Origin of the sequence: Pseudomonas sp. FSL R10-1339 (assembly GCF_009600545.1) — a bacterium.
Lineage (GTDB): Bacteria > Pseudomonadota > Gammaproteobacteria > Pseudomonadales > Pseudomonadaceae > Aquipseudomonas > Aquipseudomonas bubulae.
This window is the reverse complement of record NZ_WIVQ01000066.1, coordinates 1-25,039: the sequence shown is the minus strand read 5'-3', so window position 1 is coordinate 25,039 and position 25,039 is coordinate 1. Positions and strand designations below refer to the sequence as shown.

The following is a 25,039-nucleotide window of genomic DNA, read 5'->3' as shown; positions in this document are numbered from 1 at the left end:
GGCTTTCAGCGTGCGGATGGCAGGTGAGTCGCCGAGCAGGGCGTCAAAGCCTTCTGCGTGATCGTGATGCAGGGCTGCCAGGCGCTCGCCGATGCGGCTTGGCTGGTACAGGGTGAGCAGGGCGCCGGCATCGGTGATCGGCGTAGCGTCGAGCATCAGCGGATGGCCGTTGAGCGTGACTTCGCGCAGTGGCAGGCGAAAGCCGTTTTCCAGCAGCACGTCGAGCAGCCCGGGGTCGCTGAACAGTTGGCCGATACTTTCGCCGGTCGGCTCGTGGCCGTACAGTGCAACCAGCGCCGGGTTGGCCAGCAGCACATGGCCTTCGCTGTCGAGCGCCAGTACCGGGTCGGTCATGGCGGCGAGCAAGGCGTCCAGTTGCAGGTGACGGCGCTGGCCGGGAAGGATATCGACCACCGTTACCGTTTGCACACCGCGGACACCAAACAGGGCCTCGCGCAGCTCGTCGAGCACTTGCGGGCTGAGGGTCGGGGCGTCGATGTAAACGTTGGGCGGAACCATTTCCACCGCATCCAGATTGAGGTTGCGCCCGCCCAGCAATGCCAGGACTTCCTGGGTGATGCCAACTCGGTCGATAAAACTGACATGGATACGCATGGGAACGGCAAACACTTCTGGCCAGCAGGGACGGCCAGTATGCCTTGGCGGGGGGGATAGGTGAAATTCCGTGGGAGCGGGCTTGCTCGCGATGGCATCAGCGCGGTCTAGTCGTTAAACCGTGTTGCCTGTATCGCGAGCAAGCCCGCTCCCACAAAAATGCAGCCCTCAGCCAGTGGCTGAATCAGTCCAGATGGTCGAGCTTGATCGGGTCGCCCGGCTTGTGGTTGAGCTGGGCCATCACGTCGGCGAACATCTTGTCGTAGTAACCGTGCATCGAGCGGATGTCGGCGGTTTTGGGAATGCCGTGCTTCACGGCAATCTGGAAAGCGTCATGGGCAAAGTTGTAGGCCATGTCCTTGGGCAGTGTGAAGGACTCCTTGAACTCCTTCTGGTTGATCTGGCCGTGCATGTCGAACTGCATCGACTTGCCTTCCTTGGGATCCTGAACGACCTGGTAATCGATCTTGATGTCATACCCAAAGTCGCTCGGTTGCAGCGGTTCGCGGTGGATATGCAGGTGACCGGGTTCGAACGAGGCCATAGGGTACTCCTTGAGGCTATGGGAAAGGGCAGGCCCCGGGGCCTGCCCCGAGGTTCAGAAGTAGGTGATACCCGGTTTTTCGGTGCTGACCCGAGTACCGGCCTTACCTTGAACGATTGCTTCGATATCCGCCAGTGCGCCGATCACGGCAGTCTTGCCGGTTTTGCGGGCAAACTCGCAGGCCGCTTCCACTTTAGGGCCCATGGAGCCCGAGGCAAAGCCGAGTTTTTCCAGCTCGTCCGGGTGGGCCTGAGCAATGCCCTTCTGGGTTGGCTTGCCCCAGTCGATAAAGGCCGCATTCACGTCAGTGGCGATCACCAGCAGGTCGCTGTCCAGTTGCTGGGCCAGCAGCGAGGACGCCAGGTCCTTGTCGATCACCGCTTCGATGCCGCGCAGCTTGCCGTCTTCGCCGTACATGGTGGGAATGCCGCCGCCGCCCGCACAGATCACGATGGTGCCTTTTTCCAGCAGCCACTTGATCGGGCGAATTTCGAAGATGCGTTTGGGTTTCGGGCTAGGCACTACGCGACGGAACTTGTCGCCGTCCGGAGCAATGCTCCAGCCTTTTTCGGCGGCCAGGCTCTTGGCTTCGCTTTCGGTGTAGACCGGGCCGATCGGCTTGGTCGGCTTCTGGAACGCGGGGTCCTTGGGGTCCACTTCAACCTGAGTCAGCAGGGTGGCAAACGCGGCCTCCTGTGGCAGCAGGTTGCCCAGTTCCTGCTCGATCATGTAGCCGATCATGCCTTCGGTTTCAGCACCGAGCACGTCCAGCGGGTAAGGGGCGACTGCAGTGTAGGCGGCGGCTTGCAGGGACAGCAGGCCGACTTGCGGACCGTTACCGTGGGCCACTACCAGCTCGTTGCCATGGGCAATGCGGGCAATCTGGGCGGTAGCGGTCTGGATGTTTTCGCGCTGGTTCTCGGCGGTCATGGGCTGGCCGCGACGCAAGAGGGCGTTACCGCCCAGTGCAACGACGATACGCATAGAAGATGTCCTTTTAAAAGTGTGGGAGCAGCCTATGTGGGAGCGGGCTTGCCCGCGATGGCATCGCCTCGGTGCATCAGATGAATCGAGGTGTTTGCATCGCGAGCAAGCCCGCTCCCACGGTAGTCATGGGTTCACATGACTACCGTGGACAGGCTTAGATATCAGCCAATGCCGCGACCAAAATCGCCTTGATGGTGTGCATGCGGTTTTCAGCTTGCTCAAAGGCGATGTTGACAGGGGACTCGAACACTTCCTCGGTCACTTCAATACCGTTTTTCAGGTTTGGATGGTGCTCGGCCACGTCTTTGCCGACCTTGGTTTCACAGTTGTGGAACGCAGGCAGACAGTGCATGAACTTCACGCGTGGGTTTTCTGCCGCCTTGATCATGTCGCTGTTGACCTGGTAAGGCAGCAGCAGCTTGATACGGTCGTTCCAGGCTTCAACCGGTTCGCCCATCGATACCCAGACGTCGGTGTGGATAAAGTCCACGCCTTTGACGGCAGCTTTAGGGTCTTCGGTCAGGGTGATTTTGGCACCGCTTTCCTTGGCGAATTCCTGGCACTGTTTAACGAACGACTCTTCCGGCCACAGGCTTTTTGGTGCGGCAATACGCACGTCCATGCCCAGTTTGGCACCGATCAGCAGCAGCGAGTTACCCATGTTGTTGCGGGCGTCGCCCAGGTACGCGTAGCTGATGTTGTGCAGCGGCTTGTCGCTGTGTTCGCGCATGGTCAGCACGTCGGCGATCATTTGCGTCGGGTGGAATTCAGCGGTCAGGCCGTTGAACACCGGCACGCCTGCGTACTTGGCCAGCTCTTCGACAACAGCCTGTTCAAAGCCACGGTATTCGATGGCGTCAAACATGCGGCCCAGAACGCGGGCGGTGTCTTTCATGCTTTCTTTGTGACCGATCTGCGAAGAAACCGGGTCGATGTAGGTAACGTGCGCGCCCTGGTCGTGGGCTGCCACTTCAAATGCGCAACGGGTGCGGGTCGACGTTTTTTCGAAGATCAGGGCGATGTTTTTGCCTTTCAAGTGCGGCTCTTCAGTACCGGTGTACTTGGCGCGCTTGAGATCGCGGGACAGATCGAGCAGGAAATGCAACTCACGTGGAGTGTGGTGCATCAGGCTCAGAAGGCTGCGGTTTTTCATGTTAAAAGCCATGGTGATCTCCTTGGTTTCGGGTTAACCGGCTTGCACCGGCCCCGTGTTGAGGCCGGGGCAAGCAATCAAATGGGTAGATTAATAGTCGACAGGGTCACGCACGATCGGGCAGGTCATGCAGTGACCGCCGCCACGGCCGCGGCCCAGTTCGGAGGCGCTGATGGTGATGACTTCAACGCCAGCCTTGCGCAGCAGGGTGTTGGTGTAGGTGTTGCGGTCGTAACCGATCACCACGCCAGGCTCCAGGGCCACCACGTTGTTACCGTCATCCCACTGCTCGCGTTCTGCTGCGAACGAGTTGCCGCCGGTTTCGACCACACGCAGTTTTTTCACGCCCAGGGCCTTGGCCACTACGTCGAGGAAGTGGCCTTCTTCGCGTCGTACGTCCACGCCGCCTTGTTTCTTGTCGTCCGGGTACACCGAGAACGCAACGATCTGGTTCACGACTTCAGGGAAGATGGTTACCAGGTCGCGGTCGCAGAAGCTGAACACGGTGTCCAGGTGCATTGCCGCGCGGGACTTGGGCATACCGGCAACGATTACTCGTTCTACAGCGCCGTTCTTGAACAGGTTTTGTGCCAGTTGGCCAATGGCCTGACGTGACGTGCGCTCGCCCATACCGATCAGGACTACGCCGTTGCCGATTGGCATCACGTCGCCGCCTTCAAGGCTGGCGTTGCCATGGTCGACTGTCGGGTCGCCGTACCAGATCTGGAAGTCGGCGTTGGTGAACTCAGGGTGGAACTTGTAGATCGCGGTGGTCAGCAGGGTTTCCTGACGACGCGCCGGCCAGTACATAGGGTTCAGCGTCACGCCACCGTAGATCCAGCAAGTGGTGTCACGGGTGAACTGGGTGTTGGGCAGCGGTGGCAGGATAAAGCTGGTGTGACCGAGGAAGTCACGGAACATCTGGATGGTCTTGCCACCAAAGCTGTCTGGCAGATCGTCTGCCGACACGCCGCCGATCAGGTACTCGGCAATTTGGCGTGGCTCAAGGCTTTTAAGCCAGGATTTGACTTCGTTGACCAGGCCCACACCCACCTGATTGGGGGTCACTTTGTGGTCCAGAATCCAGTCCAGGGCTTCCGGGATGGCAACGATATCGGTCAGCAGGTTGTGCATTTCCAGCACATCAATGCCGCGGTCGCGCATTTTGGTGACGAAGTCGAAGTGGTCACGCTTGGCCTGGTTGACCCACAGTACGTCATCGAACAGCAATTCATCGCAGTTGCTTGGGGTCAGGCGCTGGTGAGCCAGGCCTGGGGAACACACCATAACCTTATGCAGCTTACCGGCTTCGGAATGCACGCCGTATTTCACTTTTTCCGTGGTCATTACAGTCATCCTCCAAAGTACACAAACAGGTTGTTACAGGGTCAGGAAACCGTCGTAGAGACCATAGGCAGCCACCAGGGCGCCGATCACTACTGCGGCAAAAATCACTTTCTCGATGTTGGTGAACACGGGCTGGCCGCTTTCACGCTTGGCCTTGGCGAACAGAATGGCGCCAGGTGCATAGAGCAGGGCCGATAACAGCAGGTACTTGAGGCCGCCGGCATAGATCAGCCAGATCGCGTAGATCAGCGCGATACCGCCGATGATCAGATCTTTCTTGCGTTCTGCCAGGGCGTTCTCGTAAGTCTCGGCACGTACCGCCAGCAGGAAGCCGTAGGCTGCAGACCAGAGGTAAGGCACCAGGATCATCGAGGTCGCCAGGTAGATCAGCGACAGATAAGTACTGGCCGAGAACAGGGTGATGATCAGGAACAGTTGCACCATGGCGTTGGTCAGCCACAGGGCGTTGACCGGTACATGGTTGGCGTTTTCCTTTTTCAGGAAGGCCGGCATGGTGTGGTCCTTGGCCGCCGAGAACATGATCTCTGCGCACAGCAGTACCCAGGAGAGCAGGGCACCCAGCAGGGAGATGATCAAGCCGACGCTGATCAGTACTGCACCCCAGTGACCGACCACATGCTCAAGCACGGCCGCCATCGAAGGGTTTTGCAGTTTTGCCAGTTCAGGCTGAGTCATGATGCCCAGCGACAGCACGTTCACCAGTACCAGCAACAGCAGCACGGTGATAAAGCCGATCACGGTGGCCCGACCCACGTCCGAACGTTTTTCGGCACGGGAAGAGAAGATGCTTGCGCCTTCGATACCGATGAACACCCAAACGGTGACCAGCATCATGTTGCGCACCTGATCCATCACGCTGCCCAGGTCCGGGTTTTTTACGCCCCAGATGTCACTGGTAAAGATGTCCAGTTTGAACGCGAAGAGGGCAATCAGGATAAACAGAACCAGCGGTACGACCTTGGCAACGGTGGTTACCAGGTTGATGAACGCTGCTTCCTTGATGCCGCGCAGTACCAGGAAATGCACGGCCCAGAGCAGGATCGAGGCGCCGATGATGGCGGCGGGGGTATTGCCTTCGCCGAAGATCGGGAAGAAGTAACCCAGGGTGCTGAACAGCAACACGAAGTAGCCGACGTTACCCAGCCAGGCGCTGATCCAGTAGCCCCAGGCTGACGAGAAACCCATGTAATCGCCGAAGCCTGCTTTGGCGTAGGCATACACGCCGCCGTCAAGGTCAGGTTTGCGATTGGCGAGGGTCTGGAACACAAAAGCGAGGGTCAACATACCGACAGCGGTAATTGCCCAACCGATCAGGATTGCGCCGACATCAGCGCTGGCGGCCATGTTTTGTGGCAGCGAAAAAATCCCGCCGCCAATCATTGAGCCGACTACCAGAGCAACCAACGCACCCAGTCGCAGTTTTCCAGGAGTATCAGACATTTGTAGTGACTCCAATCTAGGAGAAGTGAGGCTTCAAAGTTAAGTCCATTGATATTCAAGCCGTTTGACATAGATCAGGGCATTACTACATTCCATTGTTGATAGAGCGGGGAAGGTCGCGATCACGCATTTTTATGACGCTTCCTGAAAGCCTTACTCCAGAGATGTTTTCAGGTATTAATACGTTCGTTACCCACGGTGTCGTGGGGATTGAAGCTAGCCAGTATTTCCAGATTTGCAAATGTCATCTTCAAGTTTCATGAACCCCTCCATGAAATTAAATCGTCATCTATATATGAACGGTTTTTTAGGTTTCAATAGGCGCAATGGTTATCAGGGAAGCACGGCTTATTGCGGGGATCTATTAAACGTTTGGGCACTGCATATATTTAGTCAGTGAACGTCTGTAGCCTGATATTCATAAGTTTTAACCAAGTAGTACAGCGAGGTGACGATGTCGCAACAGACGCAAAAGCTTAGGCTCAACGCCCTGATCGCGTTGGTTGTCGGCTCGATGATTGGTGGCGGGATTTTTTCGTTGCCGCAAAATATCGCCGAGCATGCTGCCGGTGGTGCCGTGTTGATCGGCTGGGCAATCACGGCAGTGGGCATGCTGGCGCTGGCCTTTGTGTTCCAGACCCTGGCCAATCGCAAGCCGCAGCTGGATTCGGGGGTGTATGCCTACGCCAAGGCCGGGTTTGGCGACTACATGGGTTTCTCGTCAGCCTGGGGCTACTGGATCAGCGCCTGGATGGGCAACGTCGGTTACTTCGTATTGCTGTTCAGCACCCTGGGCTATTTTTTCCCGGTGTTTGGCCAGGGCAACACGCCGATCGCCATAGGTTGCGCATCGTTGCTGCTGTGGGGGGTGCATTTTCTGGTGCTGCGCGGGATCAAGGAAGCGGCGTTTATCAACCAGCTGACCACCGTGGCCAAAATCGTCCCCATTGTGATGTTTATCGTGCTCACCGCCGTGGCGTTCAAGGCCCATATTTTCACCCGGGATTTTTGGGGCACACAAACACCCAGCCTGGGCAGCGTGATGGACCAGGTGCGCAACATGATGCTGGTGACGGTTTTCGTGTTTATCGGTATTGAAGGTGCCAGTGTCTACTCGGGCCGTGCCGAGAAACGTTCGGATGTGGGCAAGGCTACGGTTATTGGCTTTCTCGGCGTGCTGGCCCTGCTGGTGCTGGTGAACGTGCTGTCGCTGGGGATCATGAGCCAGCCGGAACTGGCCAGTCTGCAAAACCCGTCGATGGCCGGGGTGCTCAAGCATGTGGTGGGAGAGTGGGGGGCGATACTGATCAGTATCGGGCTGGCGATCTCGCTGTTGGGGGCGTTGTTGTCGTGGGCGTTGCTGTGCGCCGAGATCCTCTATGCCACAGCCCGGGACAACACCATGCCGGCGTTCCTGAAAAAGGAAAACGCCAACCATGTGCCGGTCAATGCCCTGTGGCTGACCAACTCGATGATCCAGATTTTCCTGGTGATCACCCTGGTGTCCGCCGGTACTTACACCAGCCTGATCTATCTGGCGTCATCGATGATCCTGGTGCCTTACCTGTGGTCGGCAGCTTACGCGGTGCTGCTGTGCGTGAGGGGCGAGACTTACGAGCGGGCGGGGCGGCGGAGGGTCAAGGACCTGCTGGTAGGGGCGGTGGCGCTGATTTATGCGATGTGGCTGTTATATGCGGCGGGGCCCAAATACCTGCTGCTCTCGGCGTTGCTGTATGCACCCGGGGTGTTCTTTTTCGCCAAGGCCAAGCGCGAGCAGGGTGAGCTGCTGTTCAAGCCCTGGGAGAAGGTGATATTCGCGATGGTGGTGATAACCGCACTGGCGGCAGCTTATGCGCTGTATAGCGGGGCGTTGGCGTTGTAAGTGGCGATTTGTGGGAGCGGGCTTGCTCGCGATGGCATCGCCGCCGTTTGCCTGATACACCGGGGTGTCAGTATCGCAGGCAAGCCAGCTCCCACAGGTGTGCGGCGCTCATAAATTCCGAGGGGGGCCAGTTCCTGTAAAAAGCCTTATGAGTGCTCCGCTCGTCAGCTGCTACGAAGGGCTTGGCAAGCGCTCCGGTCGCGACCAGATCCACAGATTGCCCATGCTCATGCCGGCTATCGCCAGAAACACCGGCCAGTTGTGATCCAGCACATACAGCATCAGCCCTGCGCACAACAACATGCTGACAGTGGCGCTGATTTTGGCGTTGCGCTTGATGATCTTGCCGTTGCGCCAGTTGCTCAGGATCGGACCAAACAACCGGTGGTTTTCCAGCCAGGCACTCAAGCGCGGGGAGCTTTTGGTCGCGGCCCAGGCGGCGAGCAAAATAAATTCGGTGGTCGGCAGGCCAGGAATCACAATCGCAATCAGGCCAATGCCCAGGCTCACATAGGCCAGCAAGCCGAACAGGATTCGGGCGATTTTCGACGTGGATCGGGTTTGGCGGGTCATAAGCTCAGGACGCATAAAAGGACACCCGACCAGCGTGCGCTGGTCGGGCCTGTCAGCTTAAGCCAGTTCTGGCTGAGCAGCGTAGGCGTGTTCCAGTAATACGGTAAAACGCTCAAAGGCCGCTACTGCACCTTTGTCGAGGTCGGCTTCTTCTTCAGCCGTCAGTTCCAGGCCGTCGAGGGTGCGGATAAAGCTTTTCCAGCCTTCGGCACGGCCACCGGCAGGCTCGCCCAGGTGGCGGGCGCCGAAGCTGTCGCTCAGGCCCAGGCCCACAGCACGCTTGATCAGGAATGCAGCGCCCAGCTTGGAGCCTTCGGAAACGAAGATCCAGCCCAGTGCTTCAGCCTTGCTTGGCGAATTGACCGCGCCGGCAACCGGGGCAGGCACTTCGGTGTTGAGGTCGGCCAGGTCGGCCTTGGCTTGCTCGGCGCGGCAGCGCTCTGGCAGGTCAGGGACGATTTCTTTCAGGGCCGGGTCGGTGTACAGCGCCTTGAGCTCCGACTGGAACAGGTACTGGGCGACGACAAAGCGGGCGAAGCTGGCCACGTCATCAAATGGCTTGTGCGCCTTGACCAAAGCGTCGAGCTTTTGATGCGGCTCGTTGGTGATCTGGTTCAGACGTTGGGAACGCAAGGCCGGACGTGATGCGGAATCAGCAGTGGTCATGAAAAAATCCTTGAGAATGAGATGCGCTTTGTAACTAGACGATCAGGAAGACGCATCACAGTAAAAAATCCTCACTGCGCAGAGCAGAATTCTGCGCAGTGAGCGTGGCTGATCAGATATCCCAGACCAGATTGATCGAGAAGTTGCGGCCCGGCGCGGTCAGTCGCTCCATATTGGCCGGGTTCAGCACGCCGGCCTCACCCACGCTGTCGTAGCCGCGCACGTCATCCCAGTTCCAGTATTTCTTGTCGGTCAGGTTGTACAGGCCGGCATTGACGGTGACGTCCTTGGTGACCTTGTAGAAACCGGTCAGGTCGAGCACACCATAGCCAGGCGACTTGAACTGCTTGCTGGTGCCATCGGGGGCGAAGTAGCTGGTGTCGTCGACCTGGTCCTTGCTCTTGACCAGGGTCCAGCTCACCAGAGCGCCATAGTTCTGCTGCTCGTAGCCCAGGCCCATCACGGCGGTCAGCGGGTTGACGCTGTTGATCGGCTGGCCGGTGTCTTCGTTGCGACCGTGGGCATATGCCACGGAACCACGGGTATAGAGGCCCTGTGGCGCGCCGAAAGCGTCCAGGTTCAGGCGGCCTTTGACCTCGGCACCCTTGATGGTGGCGTGCTTGATGTTGTTGGCCTGGAACTTGAGGTCGTCGTAGCCGGGGGTGATGGCATCTTCGTTAATGAAGTCGCGGTACTTGTTATAGAACACCGCCACGTCGAATGAGCCAGCGTCAAAGTTGCCGCGCAGGCCGGTCTCGTAGCTTTTGCTTTTTTCCGGTTCCAGATCCGGGTTCGGCTCTACCGAGTAGCCTGCCTGCAGGTTGTCAAATCGACCGTACAACGCTTTGGCGGTCGGGGTGCGGAAGCCTTCGGCGTACTGGCCGTACCAGGTGTAGTTGTCGTTGAATGCGTAAGTGACGCCCAGTTTTGGCGACAGGCGGTGCCAGACCTTGTCTGCATCGCTTACGGTGCCTTTCTGGTCGCTGTTGACGGTGTTGAGGAATTCCTGGGTGATATGCGGCGTCAGCTTGGTGTAGTCGTAGCGCAGGCCGGGCATGAAGGTCCAGTCATTCCAGCTGATCTGGTCCTGGGCGAACAGGCTGTAGGTGTTGATGGTCGGGTCCGGGAAGTCGCTGGATTTGACCAGGTAATCTTTCGGGCTGTCGGCGCCCACGGCGGTGCAACCATTGCCTACTGCCAGGCAGGTGCCCGAGCCACTGCGCGAACCGGTGACTTTCTGGTGCTTGATAGTGGCACCGTAGGTCAGCAGGTGATCGGTGTCAGCAATATGGAAGGCTTTGTCTGCCTGGGCGTCCAGTACCCAGGTTTTTTCTTCGTAGGTGGTGTTGCGCGAACGCATCACATGACGGCTGTAGGGGAAGTAGTCTTCCAGGGTGTTCTGGTCGGTTTTGGCGATCTGGTAGTTCAGGCTCCACTTGAAGTGGTCAGCCACGGCGGTATCCAGCGCCATGCTGTTTTCCAGGCCGAAACGCTCGCGGCTGATGGTGTCCTTGCCGTTACGCGACAGGTACATGCCCAGCGGCTGGCCGTTGTTGAACGGTCCGCCGACCGCGCTTTTTTCATTGATGTCGAGGCGGTCCTTGTACTTCTCATAAGTGAAGCCAAGACGGTCGTCATCGTTGTAGTTCCAGCCCAGCTTGGCCAGTACGTTGGTGGTTTTGGTATCTTCAGGGTTGGCCGCGGTACGGGACAGCCCGGTGCCGCCGTGGTCACCGTAGGATTCGGTTTCGTGACCGTCGCGCTGGCTCAGGTGCAACAAGCCGTCGAAGTCGCCCGAGCGGCCGGCGACGGTGCCGGATTTCAACCAACTGCGATCGGCCGAGCTGTAGCCGGCCTTGAGGCGGGCGCCAACATCCTGGCCCGGCTTGATGATGTCATTGGGGTCGAGGGTGAAGTAGCTGACGGCACCGCCAATGGCGTTGCTGCCATAAAGTACCGACGCCGGGCCACGGAGGATTTCGACGCGCTTGATGATTTCCGGGTCGACGTAGTTGCGCTGGGTCTTGGCGTACGGGCCGTTGAAGAACGAGTTGGGGATCTCGACGCCGTCCACCTGGGTCAGGATCCGGTCGCCGTCGATGCCGCGGATGTTGTAGTTGCTGATGCCGCCACGCTGGCCGGCGCCGCCTACCGAGACACCCGGCTCATAGCGCACCAGGTCCTTGATGGTATTGACGTTATCGCGGTCCATATCCTGGCGGTCATGGACGGTAATGGTGCTGGGCACCGAGTTCACGTCCTGCTCCTGGCGAGTGGCGCTGATGGTGACTTGTTGCAGGGCCAGGGTGCCGGTGGAGCTGCTGCGCTTTTCCAGCACGATATTGTTGCTGGCCAGCTTGCGGTAGCCCAGGTTGGTGCCGATCAACAGGCGCTCCAGGGCTTTTTCCGGGGTGAGTGAACCGCGCACGCCGGGTGAGGACACATTCTGCGCCAGCTCTGCCGGCAGGCCGACCTGCCAGCCGGTCACCGTGCTGAAATCGTTAAGCGCGGAGGCCAATGGCTGCTGGGAGATCGCAAACTTGTAATTGCCCACGGAGCGGGTCGCCGGCTGCTCATCGGTCGCCGCCAGGGCTGGAGCCGCCTGCACACCGGCCAAAAGCATGGCGGCGGTCAACAACGACAACGTGCACTGCTGCAAACCACCCTTGCGGGCGTTGGATGAGGACCGGCTGTTGAAACGAGTGGGCATTGATAGCGCTCCGTGGTGAACGAATCTTATAGTTGCGAAGCTGACTCAAAATGCGAATCAGTTGCATTGACTACAACGAGACGTATGACCTTAGGCTATCGAGTAAAAAAACCTACTTTTAATTGAGAATTACCAACGCCGGGAATTCTGAAAGGCTACTTGAGGTGATATGGGCCAGTGAGCGGACGATATCCAGAGGCTGATCCAGCCGGTAGTTGCCGGTCACTGCCACGTTGGCGAGTTTGTCGTTGTTGTTGACGATCCAGCCTGGGTAGTAGCGGCGTACTTCATCCAGCACCTTGCCCATCGGGCAGTTTTCGAACACCAGGCGCCCCTGCACCCAGGCCAGGTCGGTCTGGGGGTTGAGCCGGGCGGTCTTGCTGAAGCCGTCAGGGCCAATGCGCACGCTGTTGCCAGCCGACAGGCGCATTTGCGCACCGGCACTGTTGACCCGCAAATCGACGTCGCCGCGCTGCACCCGCACCTGTGTTTCACCATTGAGGTAGCTCACGGCGAAGGCGGTGTCGCGCACGCTGATGCGCACGGGGCCAGCATCAAGCACCAGCGGGAACTCCAGGTCGGCGGGAATTTCGAAATACGCTTCGCCCTGATACAGGCGGGCGCTGCTTTGGGCATTGACCACCTTGCTGGAAAACGCCGAGTTGGTGTTAAGCAGCACTTTTGAGCCGTCCTCGAGTTGCAGGCGCTGGCGCTCGCCCACCACGGTCAGGTGATCGGCTTGCAGGCGTAACGGTACATTGCTGTAGCTGCCGACGCTGATAATCACCACCGCCGCAGTTGCCAGGTGTTTCCAGTGTCGTCCTATGCGCCGCAACAGGCCGGGGCTACGGCGGGCTTGCAGGGTTTGCGCGGCGGCCAGCAGCGGTTCGCCGTTCCAGATCGCATTGGCCTTGGCAAAGGCCTGGGCATGGGCGGGGTCGGCATTGAGCCAGTTTTCGAAAGCGGCTTTTTGTTCGTCGCTCGCACACTCAAGAGTAATCAGCCATTCCAGTGCCTGATCCATGGCGCTGTCCTGCAGCACGTCTTGCGCCAGTTCTGGCACGGCAGATTTGTGAGTGTCCGTCACGGATGTTCCTTGGCAGTTTCAGAGCGTTCTAGCAGGCATCGCCGGTCAAGGTTAAGGGCGATTGAGTCTGTCGGCTACCCCGATGCAGATTGCCATGATCAATTTGAGTTCCTTTTGAACGGTGCTCAAGGAAACGTCAAGCTCTTCGGCAATCTCCTGATAACTGCAGCCATGCAGGCGGCTGAGGATGAAAATCCGTTGTTGACGGGCACTTAACTGGCTCAGGCTCACACTCAGACGCTCCAGTAGTTGCGCGGCTTGATGGGCTTCTTCAGGGGTGCTGAGAGGGGAGGCAACGCCTTCGATCACTTCAGTGGGCACATCTTCGACCACGGTGCGTGACTGGATCCGCCGGGCGCGCAGGTGGTCAAGCGCCAGATTGCGTGCGGTCTGGAACACAAAGGGCTCAAGGTGCTCGACGCTGCGTTCGCTCAAGGCGCGGGTTACGCGCAGGTAGGTCTCCTGCAGCAGGTCTTCGGCGGTGCTGTGGTTGTTGACCATCCGCTCCAGGGTGCGCAGCAGGGTTACCCGTTGGGTAAGGAAGACTTGATTGAAGTGGGACTGACTCACAGTGCTACCCGACCGATTTTGAGCGAATGATAATGCTTATCATCTGTGCTATTGGTCAAGTGCTGTTTTGAAATGGTTTGAAATCGTTCTGGTGGGAGTGAGCCTGCTCGCGAAGGTCGTAGACGATAGTGCGTCTTCGCGAGCAGGCTCGCTCCCACCATAAACCTAAACCCGACCCTTCAAATACGCACTGTAATCAGGAATGCGGTGTTCATGGGGCTGGCTCATCAGCGGGCTGCTGAGTAGGTAGTCGGCGCTGCATTCATTGCACGCCACGGGGATGTTCCATACTGCCGCAACCCGCAGCAGTGCCTTGATGTCCGGGTCGTGGGGCTGGGGCTCGAACGGGTCCCAGAAGAACACCAGCATGTCGACCCGTTGCTCGGCGATCCGTGCCCCCACCTGTTGATCGCCGCCCAACGGCCCGCTGATCATGCTTTCGATCGGCAGGCCCAGGCGCTGGCTCAGCAGCAGCCCGGTGGTGCCGGTGGCGCACAGGTCATGCTGGCTGAGGGCTGCCTTGTGGCGTTCGGCCCAGTCCAGCAAAAAGCCCTTGCAATGATCGTGGGCCACCAGAGCGATACGCTTGCGCGCCGCCAGGGTGGCCGTGGTGAAGCTGATACCGATCATCGCGTTACTCCGCGTTGTGCAGCGCCAGGCAGTTATCGAGCATGCGGTTGGAGAAGCCCCACTCGTTGTCGTACCAGGCCAGCACTTTTAGCAGTTTGCCGCTGACTTTGGTGTGATTGGCATCGAAGATCGACGAAAGCGGGTTGTGGTTGAAGTCGCTCGATACCAGCGGCAGGGTGTTGTAACCCAGTACCCTGGAGTGCTGGCTGGCTTCCTTGAACAGTGCGTTGACTTCAGCTGCGGTGGTTTCGCGCTTGAGTTCAATGGTCAGGTCGACCAGCGACACGTTGATCACCGGCACCCGCACGGCCATGCCGGTGAGCTTGCCGGCGAGTTCCGGCAATACCAGGCCCACGGCTTCGGCTGCGCCGGTTTTGCTCGGGATCATGTTCTGGGTGGCCGAACGTGCGCGGTAGGGGTCCGAGTGATAAACGTCGGTCAGGTTCTGGTCATTGGTGTAGGCGTGAATGGTGGTCATCAGGCCGTTTTCAATGCCGAATTCGCGGTGCAGGATCTGCGCCACGGGTGCCAGGCAGTTGGTCGTGCAGGAAGCATTGGAAATAATGTGGTGGGATTGACGCAAAATGTCGTGGTTGACACCGTAGACCACCGTCGCATCGGCATTTTTGCCGGGAGCAGAGATAATCACCTTGCGGGCGCCAGCAGTAATATGTGCTTGTGCCTTGCTGCGCTCGGTGAACAAACCTGTGCATTCAAACACCACATCGATGTTCAGTGCCGCCCACGGCAGTTCGGCCGGATTGCGAATGGCGGTCACGCTGATGCGGTCACCATTGACGGTCAGGCTTTCCTGATCGTGTTCGACATTGGCGTCGAACGTGCCGTGAACCGTGTCGTACTTGAGCAGATGGGCATTGATCGAACTGTCACCCAGATCGTTGATGGCGACGATCTGCAGGTCCTGACGGTAGCCTTGGGTATACAGTGCGCGCAGGACGTTACGGCCGATACGGCCAAAACCATTGATTGCGATTCGTAGAGTCATGGAAAGCGCCTGCCATCGATTTGTTGTTGGAATTACAAGATTATTCGCATAAAAATAGAAAACAAGCCATTTAAGTGGCAATATTTTGTTTTATCTACAACGAGTGACCTGAATCAACGGGTCCGAATGATTGAAGTCGCTCCCCGGAGCCCTTCGGTCAGCATAGGACACGCACAGGTCGCCACATCCGTTAGCCTGGAGTTCAACACATGCATCCCCGCGTTCTTGAAGTCACCGAGCGTCTTATTGCCCGCAGTCGTGCAACCCGCGAGGCGTATCTGACGCTTATTCGTGGCGCTGCCGGCGACGGCCCGCAACGCGGCAAGCTGCAATGCGCGAACTTCGCCCACGGCGTGGCAGGGTGTGGCACTGAAGATAAAAACAGCCTGCGGATGATGAACGCGGCCAACGTGGCAATTGTTTCGTCATATAACGACATGCTCTCGGCGCACCAGCCGTACGAGCACTTTCCTGAGCAAATCAAAAAAGCCCTGCGTGAAATTGGCTCGGTGGGCCAGTTCGCAGGCGGCACCCCGGCCATGTGTGACGGCGTGACCCAGGGCGAGCCGGGCATGGAACTCAGTTTGCTGAGCCGCGAAGTGATTGCCTTGTCCACAGCCGTGGCGCTGTCCCACAATATGTTCGACGCGGCGCTGATGCTGGGCATTTGCGACAAGATCGTGCCGGGCCTGCTGATGGGGGCGCTGCGTTTTGGTCACTTGCCGACCATCTTTGTACCGGGTGGGCCGATGCCGTCGGGCATTTCCAACAAGGAAAAAGCCGATGTGCGCCAGCGCTACGCCGAAGGCAAGGCCAGCCGCGAAGAGTTGCTGGAATCGGAGATGAAGTCCTACCACAGCCCTGGCACCTGCACGTTCTACGGCACCGCGAACACCAACCAGTTGCTGATGGAAGTGATGGGCCTGCATTTGCCAGGCGCCTCTTTCGTTAACCCCTACACGCCTTTGCGCGATGCCCTGACTCGCGAAGCGGCTCATCAAGTCACTCGTCTGACCAAGCAAAACGGCGATTTCATGCCGCTGGGCGAGATCGTTGACGAGCGTTCGCTGGTCAACTCCATCGTTGCGCTGCACGCCACCGGCGGTTCGACCAACCACACCTTGCACATGCCGGCGATTGCCATGTCGGCGGGTATCCAGCTGACCTGGCAAGACATGGCCGACCTCTCCGAGGTGGTACCGACCCTGTCCCACGTGTATCCAAACGGCAAGGCCGATATCAACCACTTCCAGGCCGCCGGTGGTATGGCGTTCCTGATTCGGGAGCTGCTGGAAGCCGGTCTGCTTCACGAAAACGTCAACACCGTGGCGGGCTATGGCCTGAGCCGCTACACCCGCGAACCGTTCCTGGTGGATGGCGAGCTGGTATGGCGTGAAGGTCCGATTGAAAGCCTCGACGAGTCGATCCTGCGCCCGGTTGCCCGTGCATTCTCCGGCGAGGGTGGCCTGCGGGTGATGGAAGGCAACCTGGGCCGTGGCGTGATGAAGGTCTCGGCGGTAGCCCCGGAACATCAGATCGTCGAAGCCCCGGCGCGGGTGTTCCAGGACCAGCAACAACTGGCCGATGCGTTCAAGGCCGGTGAGCTGGAACACGACTTCGTGGCCGTGATGCGTTTTCAGGGGCCGCGCTCCAACGGTATGCCCGAGCTGCACAAGATGACGCCGTTTCTGGGTGTGTTGCAGGATCGGGGCTTCAAGGTGGCGCTGATTACCGACGGGCGGATGTCAGGCGCGTCGGGGAAGATCCCAGCAGCGATTCATGTGAGCCCCGAGGCTTCGATTGGCGGCGCCCTGGCGCGGGTGCAGGACGGCGACATAATTCGCGTCGATGGGGTAAAAGGTACGTTGCAACTGCTGGTGGATGAGGCAGAATTTGCCGCGCGCACCCCGGCTGTCGGCACTCTGGATAATGCCGTCGGCACCGGGCGTGAGTTGTTTGCGTTTATGCGTCAGGCCTTCAGTTCGGCCGAGCAGGGCGCGAGCACCTTTACCTCGTCTCTGGAAAATCTGAAATGAAGCTCGCACTGGTCGGTGATATAGGCGGTACCAACGCACGTTTTGCGTTGTGGGAAAACGACCAGTTGCGTTCGGTCAGCGTATTGCCCACAGCAGACTTCGCCTGCCCGGAAGATGCCATCAAGCTTTACCTGGATACGCTGGAACTGGCTCCGGGCTCTGTAGGCTCGGTATGTCTGTCAGTGGCCGGGCCGGTGAGTGGCGATGAATTTCGTTTTACCAACAACCATTGGCGCTTGAGCCGCTCGGCCTTCTGCCGTGCGCTGCAGGTCGACAATCTGCTGCTGATCAACGACTTCAGCGCGATGGCCTTGGGCATGACCCGGCTGCAACCCGAAGATGTGCGCCAGGTTTGCCCGGGGGTTGTTGACCCGACGCGCCCGGCGGTGGTTATCGGGCCGGGCACCGGGCTGGGTGTGGGCACTTTGCTCAATCTCGGCGAGGGTCAATTCATGGCCTTGCCGGGGGAGGGCGGGCATGTCGACCTGCCCATGAGCAACCCGCGTGAAGTGCAGTTGTGGCAGCACATCTACAATGAAATCGGCCATGTGAGCGCCGAGAGCATTTTGAGCGGCAGCGGTTTGCCGCGGGTCTATCGGGCGATTTGTGCGGTGGATGGCCATGCACCGGTACTGGACAGCGACCGGGCCATTACCGCGGCTGCTTTGGCGGGCGACCCTGTGGCGCTGCAAGTGCTGGAGCATTTCAGTTGCTGGCTGGGCCGTGTGGCGGGCAACAATGTGCTGACCATCGGTGGCCGTGGCGGGGTGTATATCGTCGGCGGGGTGATTCCGCGCTTTGCCGATATCTTCCTGGCCAGCGGCTTTGCCCGCAGCTTTGCCGACAAAGGCTGCATGAGCGACTACCTCAAGGGTATCCCGGTGTGGCTGGTGACGGCGCCGTACCCGGGTTTGATCGGTGCCGGGGTGGCGTTGCAGCAGGCGTTTGGCTGAAAGCTCCGTGAGTGGGCTTGTTGTGGGAGCGAGCAAGCCCGCTCCCACAGAGTTTGGATCGCCGTATAAAAACAATAAGGAACACCACTGTGAGCACACCCGGCAAATCCATTTTGCTGGTCGATGACGACCAGGAAATTCGCGACCTGCTTGATCTGTATCTCACCCGCGCCGGTTTCCAGGTGCGTGCCGTGGGAGATGGCGCCGGTTTTCGCGAAACGCTGGACAGCGCGGCGAGTGATCTGTTGATCCTCGATGTCATGTTGCCCGATGAAGACGGCTTCAGCCTGTGCCGCTGGGTGCGTCAGCATCCGCGCTTTGCCCAGATCCCGATCATCATGCTCACTGCCAGTTCCGACGAGGCAGATCGCATCATTGGTCTTGAGCTGGGCGCCGACGATTACCTGGGTAAACCCTTCAGCCCCCGTGAGCTGCTGGCGCGGATCAAGGCGTTGTTACGCAGGGCACAATTTGTCGCTACCACCTCGGGCAACGAGGTGCTGGCATTTGAAGAGTGGCGGCTGAACACCGTGACTCATCGGCTGTTTCATACCGATGGAGAAGAGGTGATTTTGTCGGGGGCAGATTTTGCCTTGCTCAAATTGTTTCTGGATAACCCGCAGCAGATTCTCGACCGCGACACTATTGGCAATGCAACCCGCGGGCGTGAGCTGATGCCGCTTGATCGCATTGTCGACATGGCGGTCAGCCGCCTGCGCCAGCGCCTGCGTGACACTGACAAGCCGCCACGGCTGATCCGCACCATCCGCGGCAGCGGTTATCAGCTGGCGGCTCAGGTCATGTCCGGCAATGACCTTTAAGCGCCTGGGCAAATGGCATATGCCCCGTTCGCTGCTGGGACGCATGTTGTTGCTGACCTTGCTCGCGATCCTGCTGGCGCAAACCCTGTCCAGTGCTATCTGGTTGTCGCAGTTGCGTACCACGCAACTCGAAGGCCTGGTCAACAGCGCGCGTAGCCTGGCCCACTCGATGAACGCCACCGTCGCCTACCTGCGTTCCCTGCCGCTGGCCTATCGCCCATTGGTACTGGATCAACTGCGCAGCATGGGCGGTACGCGTTTTGTCGTGAGCCTCAACGACAAACCACTGGATATGCAGGTGTTGCCGCCCACCCAGCGCAAGCAGGCGGTACTGGATGCCGTGGATCAGGTATTGCGCGAGGCCGTGGGGCCCAATGTCGAGATGTCGGTGCAGTTTGTCAGCCCCCAGGACCTGCGTATTTTCAATGCCGGTCTCAAACTCGACGAGCTACCGCGCTCCTGGGCGCATTTTGCACTGACGCTGGAGCCGGTCGATCCGCCGATCCTGGTCACACAAATCCAGATGGTGCCCGGTGAATGGCTGTATATCGCCTCCTTGTTGCCCCAGCCCTACACCAGTCTCGAAGAGGAGGGGCTGCCGGCCCTGCAGGTGTGGTTTATCGTGCTCAGCAGTATTTTTCTGTTGTTGTTCATCGGTCTGTTGATGCACTGGCAAAGCCGTCCGCTCAAGCGTCTGGCGCGAGCGGCCCGGGACATGTCGCTGGGTGAGGACGAGGTCAAGCCGGTCGAGGTGGGCGGCGGCAGTGAAGTGGTCGAGGTGGCGCGCGCCCTCAATACCATGCGTGCCCGCATCAGTCGTTATCTGACCGAGCGCGGCCAGTTGTTCAGTGCCATCTCCCATGATTTGCGCACGCCCATTACCCGCTTGCGCCTGCGGGTCGAGCTGCTCGAAGACGAACAACTGCAATACAAATTCGGCCGTGATCTGGACGAGCTGGAAATGCTGGTCAAAGGGGCGCTGCAATGTGTGAAAGACACCGATATTCACGAAAACATCGAAGCCGTGGACTTGAACCAGTTGCTTGACTGCCTGATCGAGCCTTACCTGCTGCCCCAGGGTAACGGCCGCGTAACGCTGCAGGGCCGGGCTGTCAGACCTTACTATGGTAAACCCCTGGCGCTGCGGCGCTGCATGGGCAACCTGATCGATAACGCGCTCAAGTACGGCCACTACGCGCATTTGCGTATTGATGACAATGAGCAGGCCTTTGTCCTCACGGTTGACGATGAGGGGCCGGGCGTACCCGAGCAGCGTCTTGAGCAGGTATTCGAACCGCACTTTCGCCTGGCCGGGCAGCAGCAGGGCTACGGGCTGGGATTGGGGATTGCACGCAGCATCGCCCATAGCCATGGCGGTGAAGTCAGTTTGCAGAACCTGCGGGCCGGCGGCCTGCGGGTTACTTTGCACTTGCCGCGAAATGGCGATTGATCGACAGGGTCGCCTGCTCGGGGCTGATGGGCAACAGGGGTTCCAGGTTGCTGTCCGAAGGCTTTGCAAGGGTGGGGCTGGGCGGGTGGTCGCTGTTCATGGCGGCGTTGATACGGTTCTCACGCACGCGCCTGCTGGTCTGGCCGAAGTGCTGTTGCAGTTTTTCCATGGCCACGTCGTAGGGCTCATTGCACAGAGTCAGTTGCCTCTGACGCTCTTGTAGCGCCAGGCGTTTGGCCTCGTCATCGCCATGCCGGTCAACGCGAAAGCTCTTGCTCAGGTTGTAGCCGTGAATGCGGGTTGTTGCACGCCAGTAGTCGATCTGGTTGGAGCGGACCCGGTACACCCCTGGATGACCGCTGGTGTTGTGCGGCATAAGGCGCTGACGGTTTTCATAAGAGAACGCCAGGGGCATTTTGAGTACCAGTTGGTTACGCATGGTCTCAGCGGCCTCCAGGGCAGCAGCCTGATCCGCGTAGTCGGTGAAATTGAAACAGTGGACATGTACTTTCCCCGAGCGCCGAATGTCCAGCTTCCAGGCGCAGGGGGTGCCGTCCGGGTCCAGTAGCTGGCTGATAAAACAGTGATTCTGGGGCGTTGCGCGCTGTTTTGGCATGAAACTCATCTCCTGATGGGGGGGGCCGGCATCCGTTCTTGAATTGTGGCGAAGTGTTGCAGCCTCGCTGAAGTTTTTTGCAGGTTCAACGTGGGAAAACGACTTCGGGATCCGTCCTACATGCAACGCAGAAAATACCTTATGTATCGATAGGCGCAGCTTAAGTGCCCAGAGGAATACGGGCTTAAGCACTGTTGAAAGATCTTTGGAACAGAACAATCACCTCGTCCGCCATGTCACCAGGTTGTGACATTTCGGCGTCTGTTCGTTACGTGCAGGCAGTTTGCGATGGATACACTCTCTAGCAGCGCAAGCAAAAGACTTGCACAGCTATAACAACAAGAAAGGTCTCGACATGAATTCATTCAATCGCCTCGCCGTTGTCATTTCGCTTGCCACACTGTTCCCCCTGGGTGCTTATGCTGCCGCCCCTGCCGATTCCAAAGGCACGGTTGAAGTGGTGCATTGGTGGACCTCCGGCGGTGAAGCCAAAGCGGTTGATGTGCTGAAAAAACTGATCGAAAAAGACGGTTATACCTGGCAGGACAGCGCTGTAGCAGGCGGTGGCGGTGCTGCGGCCATGACCGTGCTGAAAACCCGCGCCGTCTCCGGCAACCCGCCATCAGCGGCGCAGATCAAGGGCCCGGACTTGCAGGAGTGGGGCGCACTGGGTTTGTTGACCAACCTCGATGAGGTGTCCAAGGCCAACAACTGGGATGGCATGCTGTCCAAGACCGTATCCGACACCATGAAGTACGACGGCCATTACGTGGCGGTACCGGTGAATATTCACCGGGTGAACTGGTTGTGGATCAACCCTGAAGTATTCAAAAAGGCCGGTATCGACAAGGCGCCCACTACCCTTGACGAACTCTTTGCTGCGGGCGACAAGCTCAAGGCAGCGGGCTTTATTCCCCTGGCCCACGGCGGCCAGCCGTGGCAGGACAGCACGGTCTTTGAAGACCTGGTGCTGAGCGTCATGGGCCCGCAAGGCTATAAAAAAGCGTTCGTCGATCTTGATGAGAAAACCCTCACCGGCCCGCAGATGGCTGAAGTGTTCAGCAAACTGAAAAAACTCCAGGGCTATATGGACCCTGACGGCACCGGCCAGGACTGGAACCTGGAAGCGGCCAAGGTGATCAACGGCAAGGCCGGCATGCAGATCATGGGTGACTGGGCGAAAAGCGAATGGGCTGCTGCGGGCAAAAAGGCCGGTACTGATTTCGAATGCGTGCCGTTTCCGGGCACCCAGGGCAGCTTTACCTACAACATCGACTCACTGGCAATGTTCAAGCTCTCGGCGAAAAACAACACGCCGGGCAATATCGCCGCGCAAAACGACGTGGCCAAAGTCGCCCTTGAACCCGAATTCCAGTACGTGTTCAACCAGAACAAAGGCTCGATCCCGGTACGCAGTGACCTGGACATGAGCAAGTTCGACAGCTGTGCCCAGGCCTCGGCCAAGGATTTTGCCGAAGCGGGCAAAACCCACGGTCAGTTGCCGAGCATGGCGCATAACATGGCCACCTCGCTGGCGGTACAGGGCGCTATTTTCGACACTGTAAGCAACTTTATGAGCGACAAGAGTGCTGATCCGGCCACTGCCGGGAAAAAGCTCTATTCGGCCATCAAGTCGGCACAGTAATTCGTTGAGCTGACCCGCCACGCCTTGCGCGTGGCTCCCCCCTTGTCCCTGGTTGTGCGGCATCTGCATTGGCGGATGCCGGCATACCCTGCCGGGAGTATTTCGATGAGTTCCGTGGCTGTGTTCAGCAAGGCCTCGCCCTTTGATGCGCTGCAGCGCTGGTTGCCCAAGCTGGTTTTGGCGCCGAGCATGCTGATCGTATTGGTGGGCTTTTATGGCTACATTTTTTGGACGTTCCTGCTGTCGTTCACCAACTCCAGTTTTATGCCCAGCTACCAGTGGGTCGGCCTGCAGCAATATGCGCGCTTGATGGCCAATGACCGCTGGTGGGTTGCGAGCAAGAACCTGGCGGTGTTTGGTGGCATGTTTATCGTCATCAGCCTGGTGATTGGCGTGTTCCTGGCGATTCTGCTCGACCAGCGGATTCGCAAGGAAGGTTTTATCCGCACCATCTACCTGTACCCGATGGCGCTCTCCATGATCGTCACCGGTACGGCCTGGAAATGGCTGCTCAACCCGGGCCTGGGGCTGGATAAAATGCTTCGTGACTGGGGCTGGGAAGGCTTTCGCTTTGACTGGCTGCTGGATCAGGACCGGGTGGTCTACTGCCTGGTGATCGCGGCGGTATGGCAGGCCTCCGGATTTGTCATGGCGATGTTTCTGGCCGGGTTGCGCGGGGTTGATCAGTCGATCATTCGTGCCGCTCAGGTCGACGGCGCAAACTTGCCGACCATCTACTTGCGCATTGTCCTGCCGAGCCTGCGACCGGTGTTTTTCAGCGCCTTCATGATCCTGGCGCACATTGCCATCAAGAGCTTCGACCTGGTGTCAGCGATGACTGCCGGTGGCCCTGGCTACTCCTCGGATCTGCCTGCGATGTTCATGTACTCCTTTACTTTCAGCCGTGGGCAAATGGGCATCGGTTCTGCCAGCGCGATCATGATGCTGGGCGCGATTCTGGCCATTCTCGTGCCGTATCTGTATTCCGAGCTGAGGAACAAACGCCATGATTAATGCTCAGCGTTTTACCTTCAGCCGTGTGGCGATCTACGCCACCCTGATCCTTGCGGCGGCGGTGTATCTGGTGCCGCTGGTGGTGATGCTGCTTACCAGTTTCAAAACCCCGGAAGACATCCGCACCGGCAACCTGCTGAGCTGGCCGCAAGTGATCGACGGTATCGGCTGGATCAAGGCCTGGGACACGGTGGGCGGGTATTTCTGGAACTCGGTGAAAATCACCGTGCCAGCGGTCCTGATTTCGACCTTTATCGGCGCCATGAACGGTTATGTCCTGTCGATGTGGCGTTTTCGCGGCTCGCAGCTGTTTTTCGGCCTGCTGTTGTTTGGCTGCTTCCTGCCGTTTCAGACGGTGTTGCTGCCGGCCTCGTTCACCATCGGCAAACTGGGGCTGGCCAACACCACCACCGGCCTGGTGCTGGTGCATGTGGTCTACGGTCTGGCCTTTACCACGCTGTTTTTCCGCAACTACTACGTGAGTATCCCGGATGCGCTGGTCAAGGCTGCGCGTCTGGACGGTGCGGGCTTTTTCACTATTTTCGGGCGCATCCTGCTGCCGATGTCGGTGCCCATCGTCATGGTCTGCCTGATCTGGCAGTTCACTCAAATCTGGAACGACTTTCTGTTTGGTGTGGTGTTTGCCAGTGGCGATGCGCAGCCGATTACGGTGGCGCTCAACAACCTGGTCAATACCAGCACCGGCGCCAAGGAATACAACGTGGACATGGCTGCGGCCATGATTGCGGGGCTGCCGACGCTGCTGGTCTACATCTTTGCGGGCAAGTATTTTCTGCGCGGGCTGACGTCCGGCGCGGTCAAGGGGTAAGGCATGGCGACTCTAGAATTACGCAACGTAAATAAATCCTACGGCAAGGGTTTGCCCGACACGCTGAAAAACATCGAGCTGAAAATCGATGACGGCGAGTTCCTGATTCTGGTGGGGCCTTCGGGCTGCGGCAAATCAACCCTGATGAACTGCATCGCCGGTCTTGAGAGCATCAGTGGCGGGGCGATTCTGGTGGACGATGCCGATATCAGCGGCATGAGCCCCAAGGACCGTGACATCGCCATGGTGTTTCAGTCCTACGCGCTGTACCCGACCATGAATGTACGCGACAACATTGCCTTCGGCCTGAAGATTCGCAAGATGAGTGCGGCGGCCATTGACGAAGAAGTGGCGCGGGTGTCCAAACTGCTGCAGATCGAGCACCTGCTGACGCGCAAGCCCGGCCAGCTGTCCGGTGGCCAGCAGCAGCGCGTGGCCATGGGC

The 25,039-nt window shown here is 58.8% G+C and carries 23 protein-coding genes; 9 read left to right on the top strand and 14 right to left on the bottom strand.

The annotated features are described in order from the left end of the window. The 6 genes from GHO03_RS17365 to arcD (GHO03_RS17340) all read right to left on the bottom strand — a co-directional run. Positions 1 to 615 (bottom strand): PAS domain-containing protein (locus GHO03_RS17365; protein ID WP_153400249.1); only part of this gene is annotated, 615 nt, incomplete at its 3' end. A gap of 184 nt (positions 616 to 799) precedes the next feature. Next, on the bottom strand, positions 800 to 1,159 hold the full coding sequence (locus tag GHO03_RS17360) for a DUF5064 family protein (RefSeq protein WP_016782057.1): 360 nt from the start codon (positions 1,157 to 1,159) through the stop codon (positions 800 to 802). 54 nt (positions 1,160 to 1,213) lie between these two features. Next, complete coding sequence (arcC, locus tag GHO03_RS17355; RefSeq protein WP_095001375.1) at positions 1,214 to 2,143, bottom strand: carbamate kinase; 930 nt, start codon at positions 2,141 to 2,143, stop codon at positions 1,214 to 1,216. 157 nt (positions 2,144 to 2,300) lie between these two features. Further along, complete coding sequence (locus GHO03_RS17350; RefSeq protein ID WP_095001376.1) at positions 2,301 to 3,311, bottom strand: ornithine carbamoyltransferase; 1,011 nt, start codon at positions 3,309 to 3,311, stop codon at positions 2,301 to 2,303. A gap of 78 nt (positions 3,312 to 3,389) precedes the next feature. Continuing rightward, on the bottom strand, positions 3,390 to 4,646 hold the full coding sequence (arcA, locus tag GHO03_RS17345; protein ID WP_088377977.1) for an arginine deiminase: 1,257 nt from the start codon (positions 4,644 to 4,646) through the stop codon (positions 3,390 to 3,392). 33 nt (positions 4,647 to 4,679) lie between these two features. After that, entirely contained in the window at positions 4,680 to 6,107 is a 1,428-nt protein-coding gene (gene arcD / locus GHO03_RS17340) for an arginine-ornithine antiporter (RefSeq protein WP_029611554.1), read from the bottom strand. Between the two features lie 454 nt (positions 6,108 to 6,561). On the opposite strand from arcD (GHO03_RS17340), the gene arcD (GHO03_RS17335) reads away from it, so the two are divergent. After that, the gene (arcD, locus tag GHO03_RS17335) at positions 6,562 to 7,989 is read left to right on the top strand and encodes an arginine-ornithine antiporter (protein ID WP_153400247.1); all 1,428 of its coding nucleotides are present in this window, start codon (positions 6,562 to 6,564) and stop codon (positions 7,987 to 7,989) included. A 171-nt stretch (positions 7,990 to 8,160) separates the two neighbouring features. Here the strand turns inward: arcD (GHO03_RS17335) and GHO03_RS17330 are convergent, their stop codons facing one another. The 7 genes from GHO03_RS17330 to gap form a co-directional block, all read right to left on the bottom strand. After that, on the bottom strand, positions 8,161 to 8,562 hold the full coding sequence (locus GHO03_RS17330; RefSeq protein WP_095001397.1) for a YbaN family protein: 402 nt from the start codon (positions 8,560 to 8,562) through the stop codon (positions 8,161 to 8,163). A gap of 57 nt (positions 8,563 to 8,619) precedes the next feature. After that, positions 8,620 to 9,228 (bottom strand): biliverdin-producing heme oxygenase, encoded by a 609-nt coding sequence (locus tag GHO03_RS17325; protein ID WP_095001378.1) that lies wholly within the window; start codon positions 9,226 to 9,228, stop codon positions 8,620 to 8,622. 112 nt (positions 9,229 to 9,340) lie between these two features. Beyond that, the gene (locus GHO03_RS17320) at positions 9,341 to 11,938 is read right to left on the bottom strand and encodes a TonB-dependent receptor (protein WP_095001379.1); all 2,598 of its coding nucleotides are present in this window, start codon (positions 11,936 to 11,938) and stop codon (positions 9,341 to 9,343) included. 118 nt (positions 11,939 to 12,056) lie between these two features. After that, positions 12,057 to 13,025, bottom strand: coding sequence for a FecR domain-containing protein (locus GHO03_RS17315; protein WP_372241763.1), 969 nt, complete (start codon positions 13,023 to 13,025; stop codon positions 12,057 to 12,059). A gap of 51 nt (positions 13,026 to 13,076) precedes the next feature. Further along, the gene (locus tag GHO03_RS17310; RefSeq protein WP_095001381.1) at positions 13,077 to 13,595 is read right to left on the bottom strand and encodes an RNA polymerase sigma factor; all 519 of its coding nucleotides are present in this window, start codon (positions 13,593 to 13,595) and stop codon (positions 13,077 to 13,079) included. Positions 13,596 to 13,760: 165 nt separating this feature from the next. Next, positions 13,761 to 14,225, bottom strand: coding sequence for a methylglyoxal synthase (locus GHO03_RS17305; protein ID WP_095001382.1), 465 nt, complete (start codon positions 14,223 to 14,225; stop codon positions 13,761 to 13,763). 4 nt (positions 14,226 to 14,229) lie between these two features. After that, positions 14,230 to 15,231, bottom strand: coding sequence for a type I glyceraldehyde-3-phosphate dehydrogenase (gap, locus tag GHO03_RS17300; RefSeq protein ID WP_095019826.1), 1,002 nt, complete (start codon positions 15,229 to 15,231; stop codon positions 14,230 to 14,232). 209 nt (positions 15,232 to 15,440) lie between these two features. Between gap and edd the strand changes: the two genes are divergently transcribed. The 4 genes from edd to GHO03_RS17280 all read left to right on the top strand — a co-directional run bounded on the left by edd (position 15,441) and on the right by GHO03_RS17280 (position 20,491). Then, entirely contained in the window at positions 15,441 to 17,267 is a 1,827-nt protein-coding gene (edd, locus tag GHO03_RS17295) for a phosphogluconate dehydratase (RefSeq protein ID WP_095001384.1), read from the top strand. Further along, a complete protein-coding gene (locus GHO03_RS17290) occupies positions 17,264 to 18,220 on the top strand; it encodes a glucokinase (RefSeq protein ID WP_095001385.1) in 957 nt (318 codons plus the stop codon). The genes edd and GHO03_RS17290 overlap by 4 nt, the downstream gene beginning before the upstream one ends. 89 nt (positions 18,221 to 18,309) lie before the next feature. Then, on the top strand, positions 18,310 to 19,041 hold the full coding sequence (locus GHO03_RS17285) for a response regulator (RefSeq protein ID WP_095019828.1): 732 nt from the start codon (positions 18,310 to 18,312) through the stop codon (positions 19,039 to 19,041). Next, positions 19,031 to 20,491, top strand: a complete 1,461-nt coding sequence (locus GHO03_RS17280; RefSeq protein ID WP_095020851.1) for a HAMP domain-containing sensor histidine kinase — start codon at positions 19,031 to 19,033, stop codon at positions 20,489 to 20,491. The genes GHO03_RS17285 and GHO03_RS17280 overlap by 11 nt, the downstream gene beginning before the upstream one ends. Here the strand turns inward: GHO03_RS17280 and GHO03_RS17275 are convergent. Then, entirely contained in the window at positions 20,460 to 21,107 is a 648-nt protein-coding gene (locus tag GHO03_RS17275; protein WP_095020852.1) for an AP2 domain-containing protein, read from the bottom strand. The two genes, GHO03_RS17280 and GHO03_RS17275, sit on opposite strands and share 32 nt — an antisense overlap. Before the next feature lie 355 nt (positions 21,108 to 21,462). Here GHO03_RS17275 and GHO03_RS17270 point away from each other — a divergent pair, with 355 nt between their 5' ends. The 4 genes from GHO03_RS17270 to GHO03_RS17255 all read left to right on the top strand — a co-directional run. Continuing rightward, positions 21,463 to 22,752 (top strand): ABC transporter substrate-binding protein, encoded by a 1,290-nt coding sequence (locus GHO03_RS17270; RefSeq protein ID WP_095019694.1) that lies wholly within the window; start codon positions 21,463 to 21,465, stop codon positions 22,750 to 22,752. A 105-nt stretch (positions 22,753 to 22,857) separates the two neighbouring features. Then, positions 22,858 to 23,766 carry a carbohydrate ABC transporter permease gene (locus GHO03_RS17265; protein WP_095003275.1) on the top strand — a complete coding sequence of 303 codons (909 nt, stop codon included), beginning with the start codon at positions 22,858 to 22,860 and terminating at the stop codon, positions 23,764 to 23,766. Beyond that, positions 23,759 to 24,595 (top strand): carbohydrate ABC transporter permease, encoded by an 837-nt coding sequence (locus GHO03_RS17260; RefSeq protein WP_095003274.1) that lies wholly within the window; start codon positions 23,759 to 23,761, stop codon positions 24,593 to 24,595. The genes GHO03_RS17265 and GHO03_RS17260 overlap by 8 nt, the downstream gene beginning before the upstream one ends. Before the next feature lie 3 nt (positions 24,596 to 24,598). Next, positions 24,599 to 25,039, top strand: a 441-nt coding sequence (locus GHO03_RS17255) for an ABC transporter ATP-binding protein (RefSeq protein WP_153400246.1), incomplete at its 3' end; no start/stop codon positions are given.

Bases quoted from the DNA above. Each gene is read 5' to 3' on its own strand.
- GHO03_RS17360 (WP_016782057.1), bottom strand. From the start codon at position 1,159: ATGGCCTCGTTCGAACCCGGTCACCTGCATATCCACCGCGAACCGCTG.
- arcC (WP_095001375.1), bottom strand. From the start codon at position 2,143: ATGCGTATCGTCGTTGCACTGGGCGGTAACGCCCTCTTGCGTCGCGGC.
- GHO03_RS17350 (WP_095001376.1), bottom strand. From the start codon at position 3,311: ATGGCTTTTAACATGAAAAACCGCAGCCTTCTGAGCCTGATGCACCAC.
- arcA (WP_088377977.1), bottom strand. From the start codon at position 4,646: ATGACCACGGAAAAAGTGAAATACGGCGTGCATTCCGAAGCCGGTAAG.
- arcD (WP_029611554.1), bottom strand. From the start codon at position 6,107: ATGTCTGATACTCCTGGAAAACTGCGACTGGGTGCGTTGGTTGCTCTG.
- arcD (WP_153400247.1), top strand. From the start codon at position 6,562: ATGTCGCAACAGACGCAAAAGCTTAGGCTCAACGCCCTGATCGCGTTG.
- GHO03_RS17330 (WP_095001397.1), bottom strand. From the start codon at position 8,562: ATGACCCGCCAAACCCGATCCACGTCGAAAATCGCCCGAATCCTGTTC.
- GHO03_RS17325 (WP_095001378.1), bottom strand. From the start codon at position 9,228: ATGACCACTGCTGATTCCGCATCACGTCCGGCCTTGCGTTCCCAACGT.
- GHO03_RS17320 (WP_095001379.1), bottom strand. From the start codon at position 11,938: ATGCCCACTCGTTTCAACAGCCGGTCCTCATCCAACGCCCGCAAGGGT.
- GHO03_RS17305 (WP_095001382.1), bottom strand. From the start codon at position 14,225: ATGATCGGTATCAGCTTCACCACGGCCACCCTGGCGGCGCGCAAGCGT.
- gap (WP_095019826.1), bottom strand. From the start codon at position 15,231: ATGACTCTACGAATCGCAATCAATGGTTTTGGCCGTATCGGCCGTAAC.
- edd (WP_095001384.1), top strand. From the start codon at position 15,441: ATGCATCCCCGCGTTCTTGAAGTCACCGAGCGTCTTATTGCCCGCAGT.
- GHO03_RS17290 (WP_095001385.1), top strand. From the start codon at position 17,264: ATGAAGCTCGCACTGGTCGGTGATATAGGCGGTACCAACGCACGTTTT.
- GHO03_RS17280 (WP_095020851.1), top strand. From the start codon at position 19,031: ATGACCTTTAAGCGCCTGGGCAAATGGCATATGCCCCGTTCGCTGCTG.
- GHO03_RS17275 (WP_095020852.1), bottom strand. From the start codon at position 21,107: ATGCCAAAACAGCGCGCAACGCCCCAGAATCACTGTTTTATCAGCCAG.
- GHO03_RS17270 (WP_095019694.1), top strand. From the start codon at position 21,463: ATGAATTCATTCAATCGCCTCGCCGTTGTCATTTCGCTTGCCACACTG.
- GHO03_RS17265 (WP_095003275.1), top strand. From the start codon at position 22,858: ATGAGTTCCGTGGCTGTGTTCAGCAAGGCCTCGCCCTTTGATGCGCTG.
- GHO03_RS17260 (WP_095003274.1), top strand. From the start codon at position 23,759: ATGATTAATGCTCAGCGTTTTACCTTCAGCCGTGTGGCGATCTACGCC.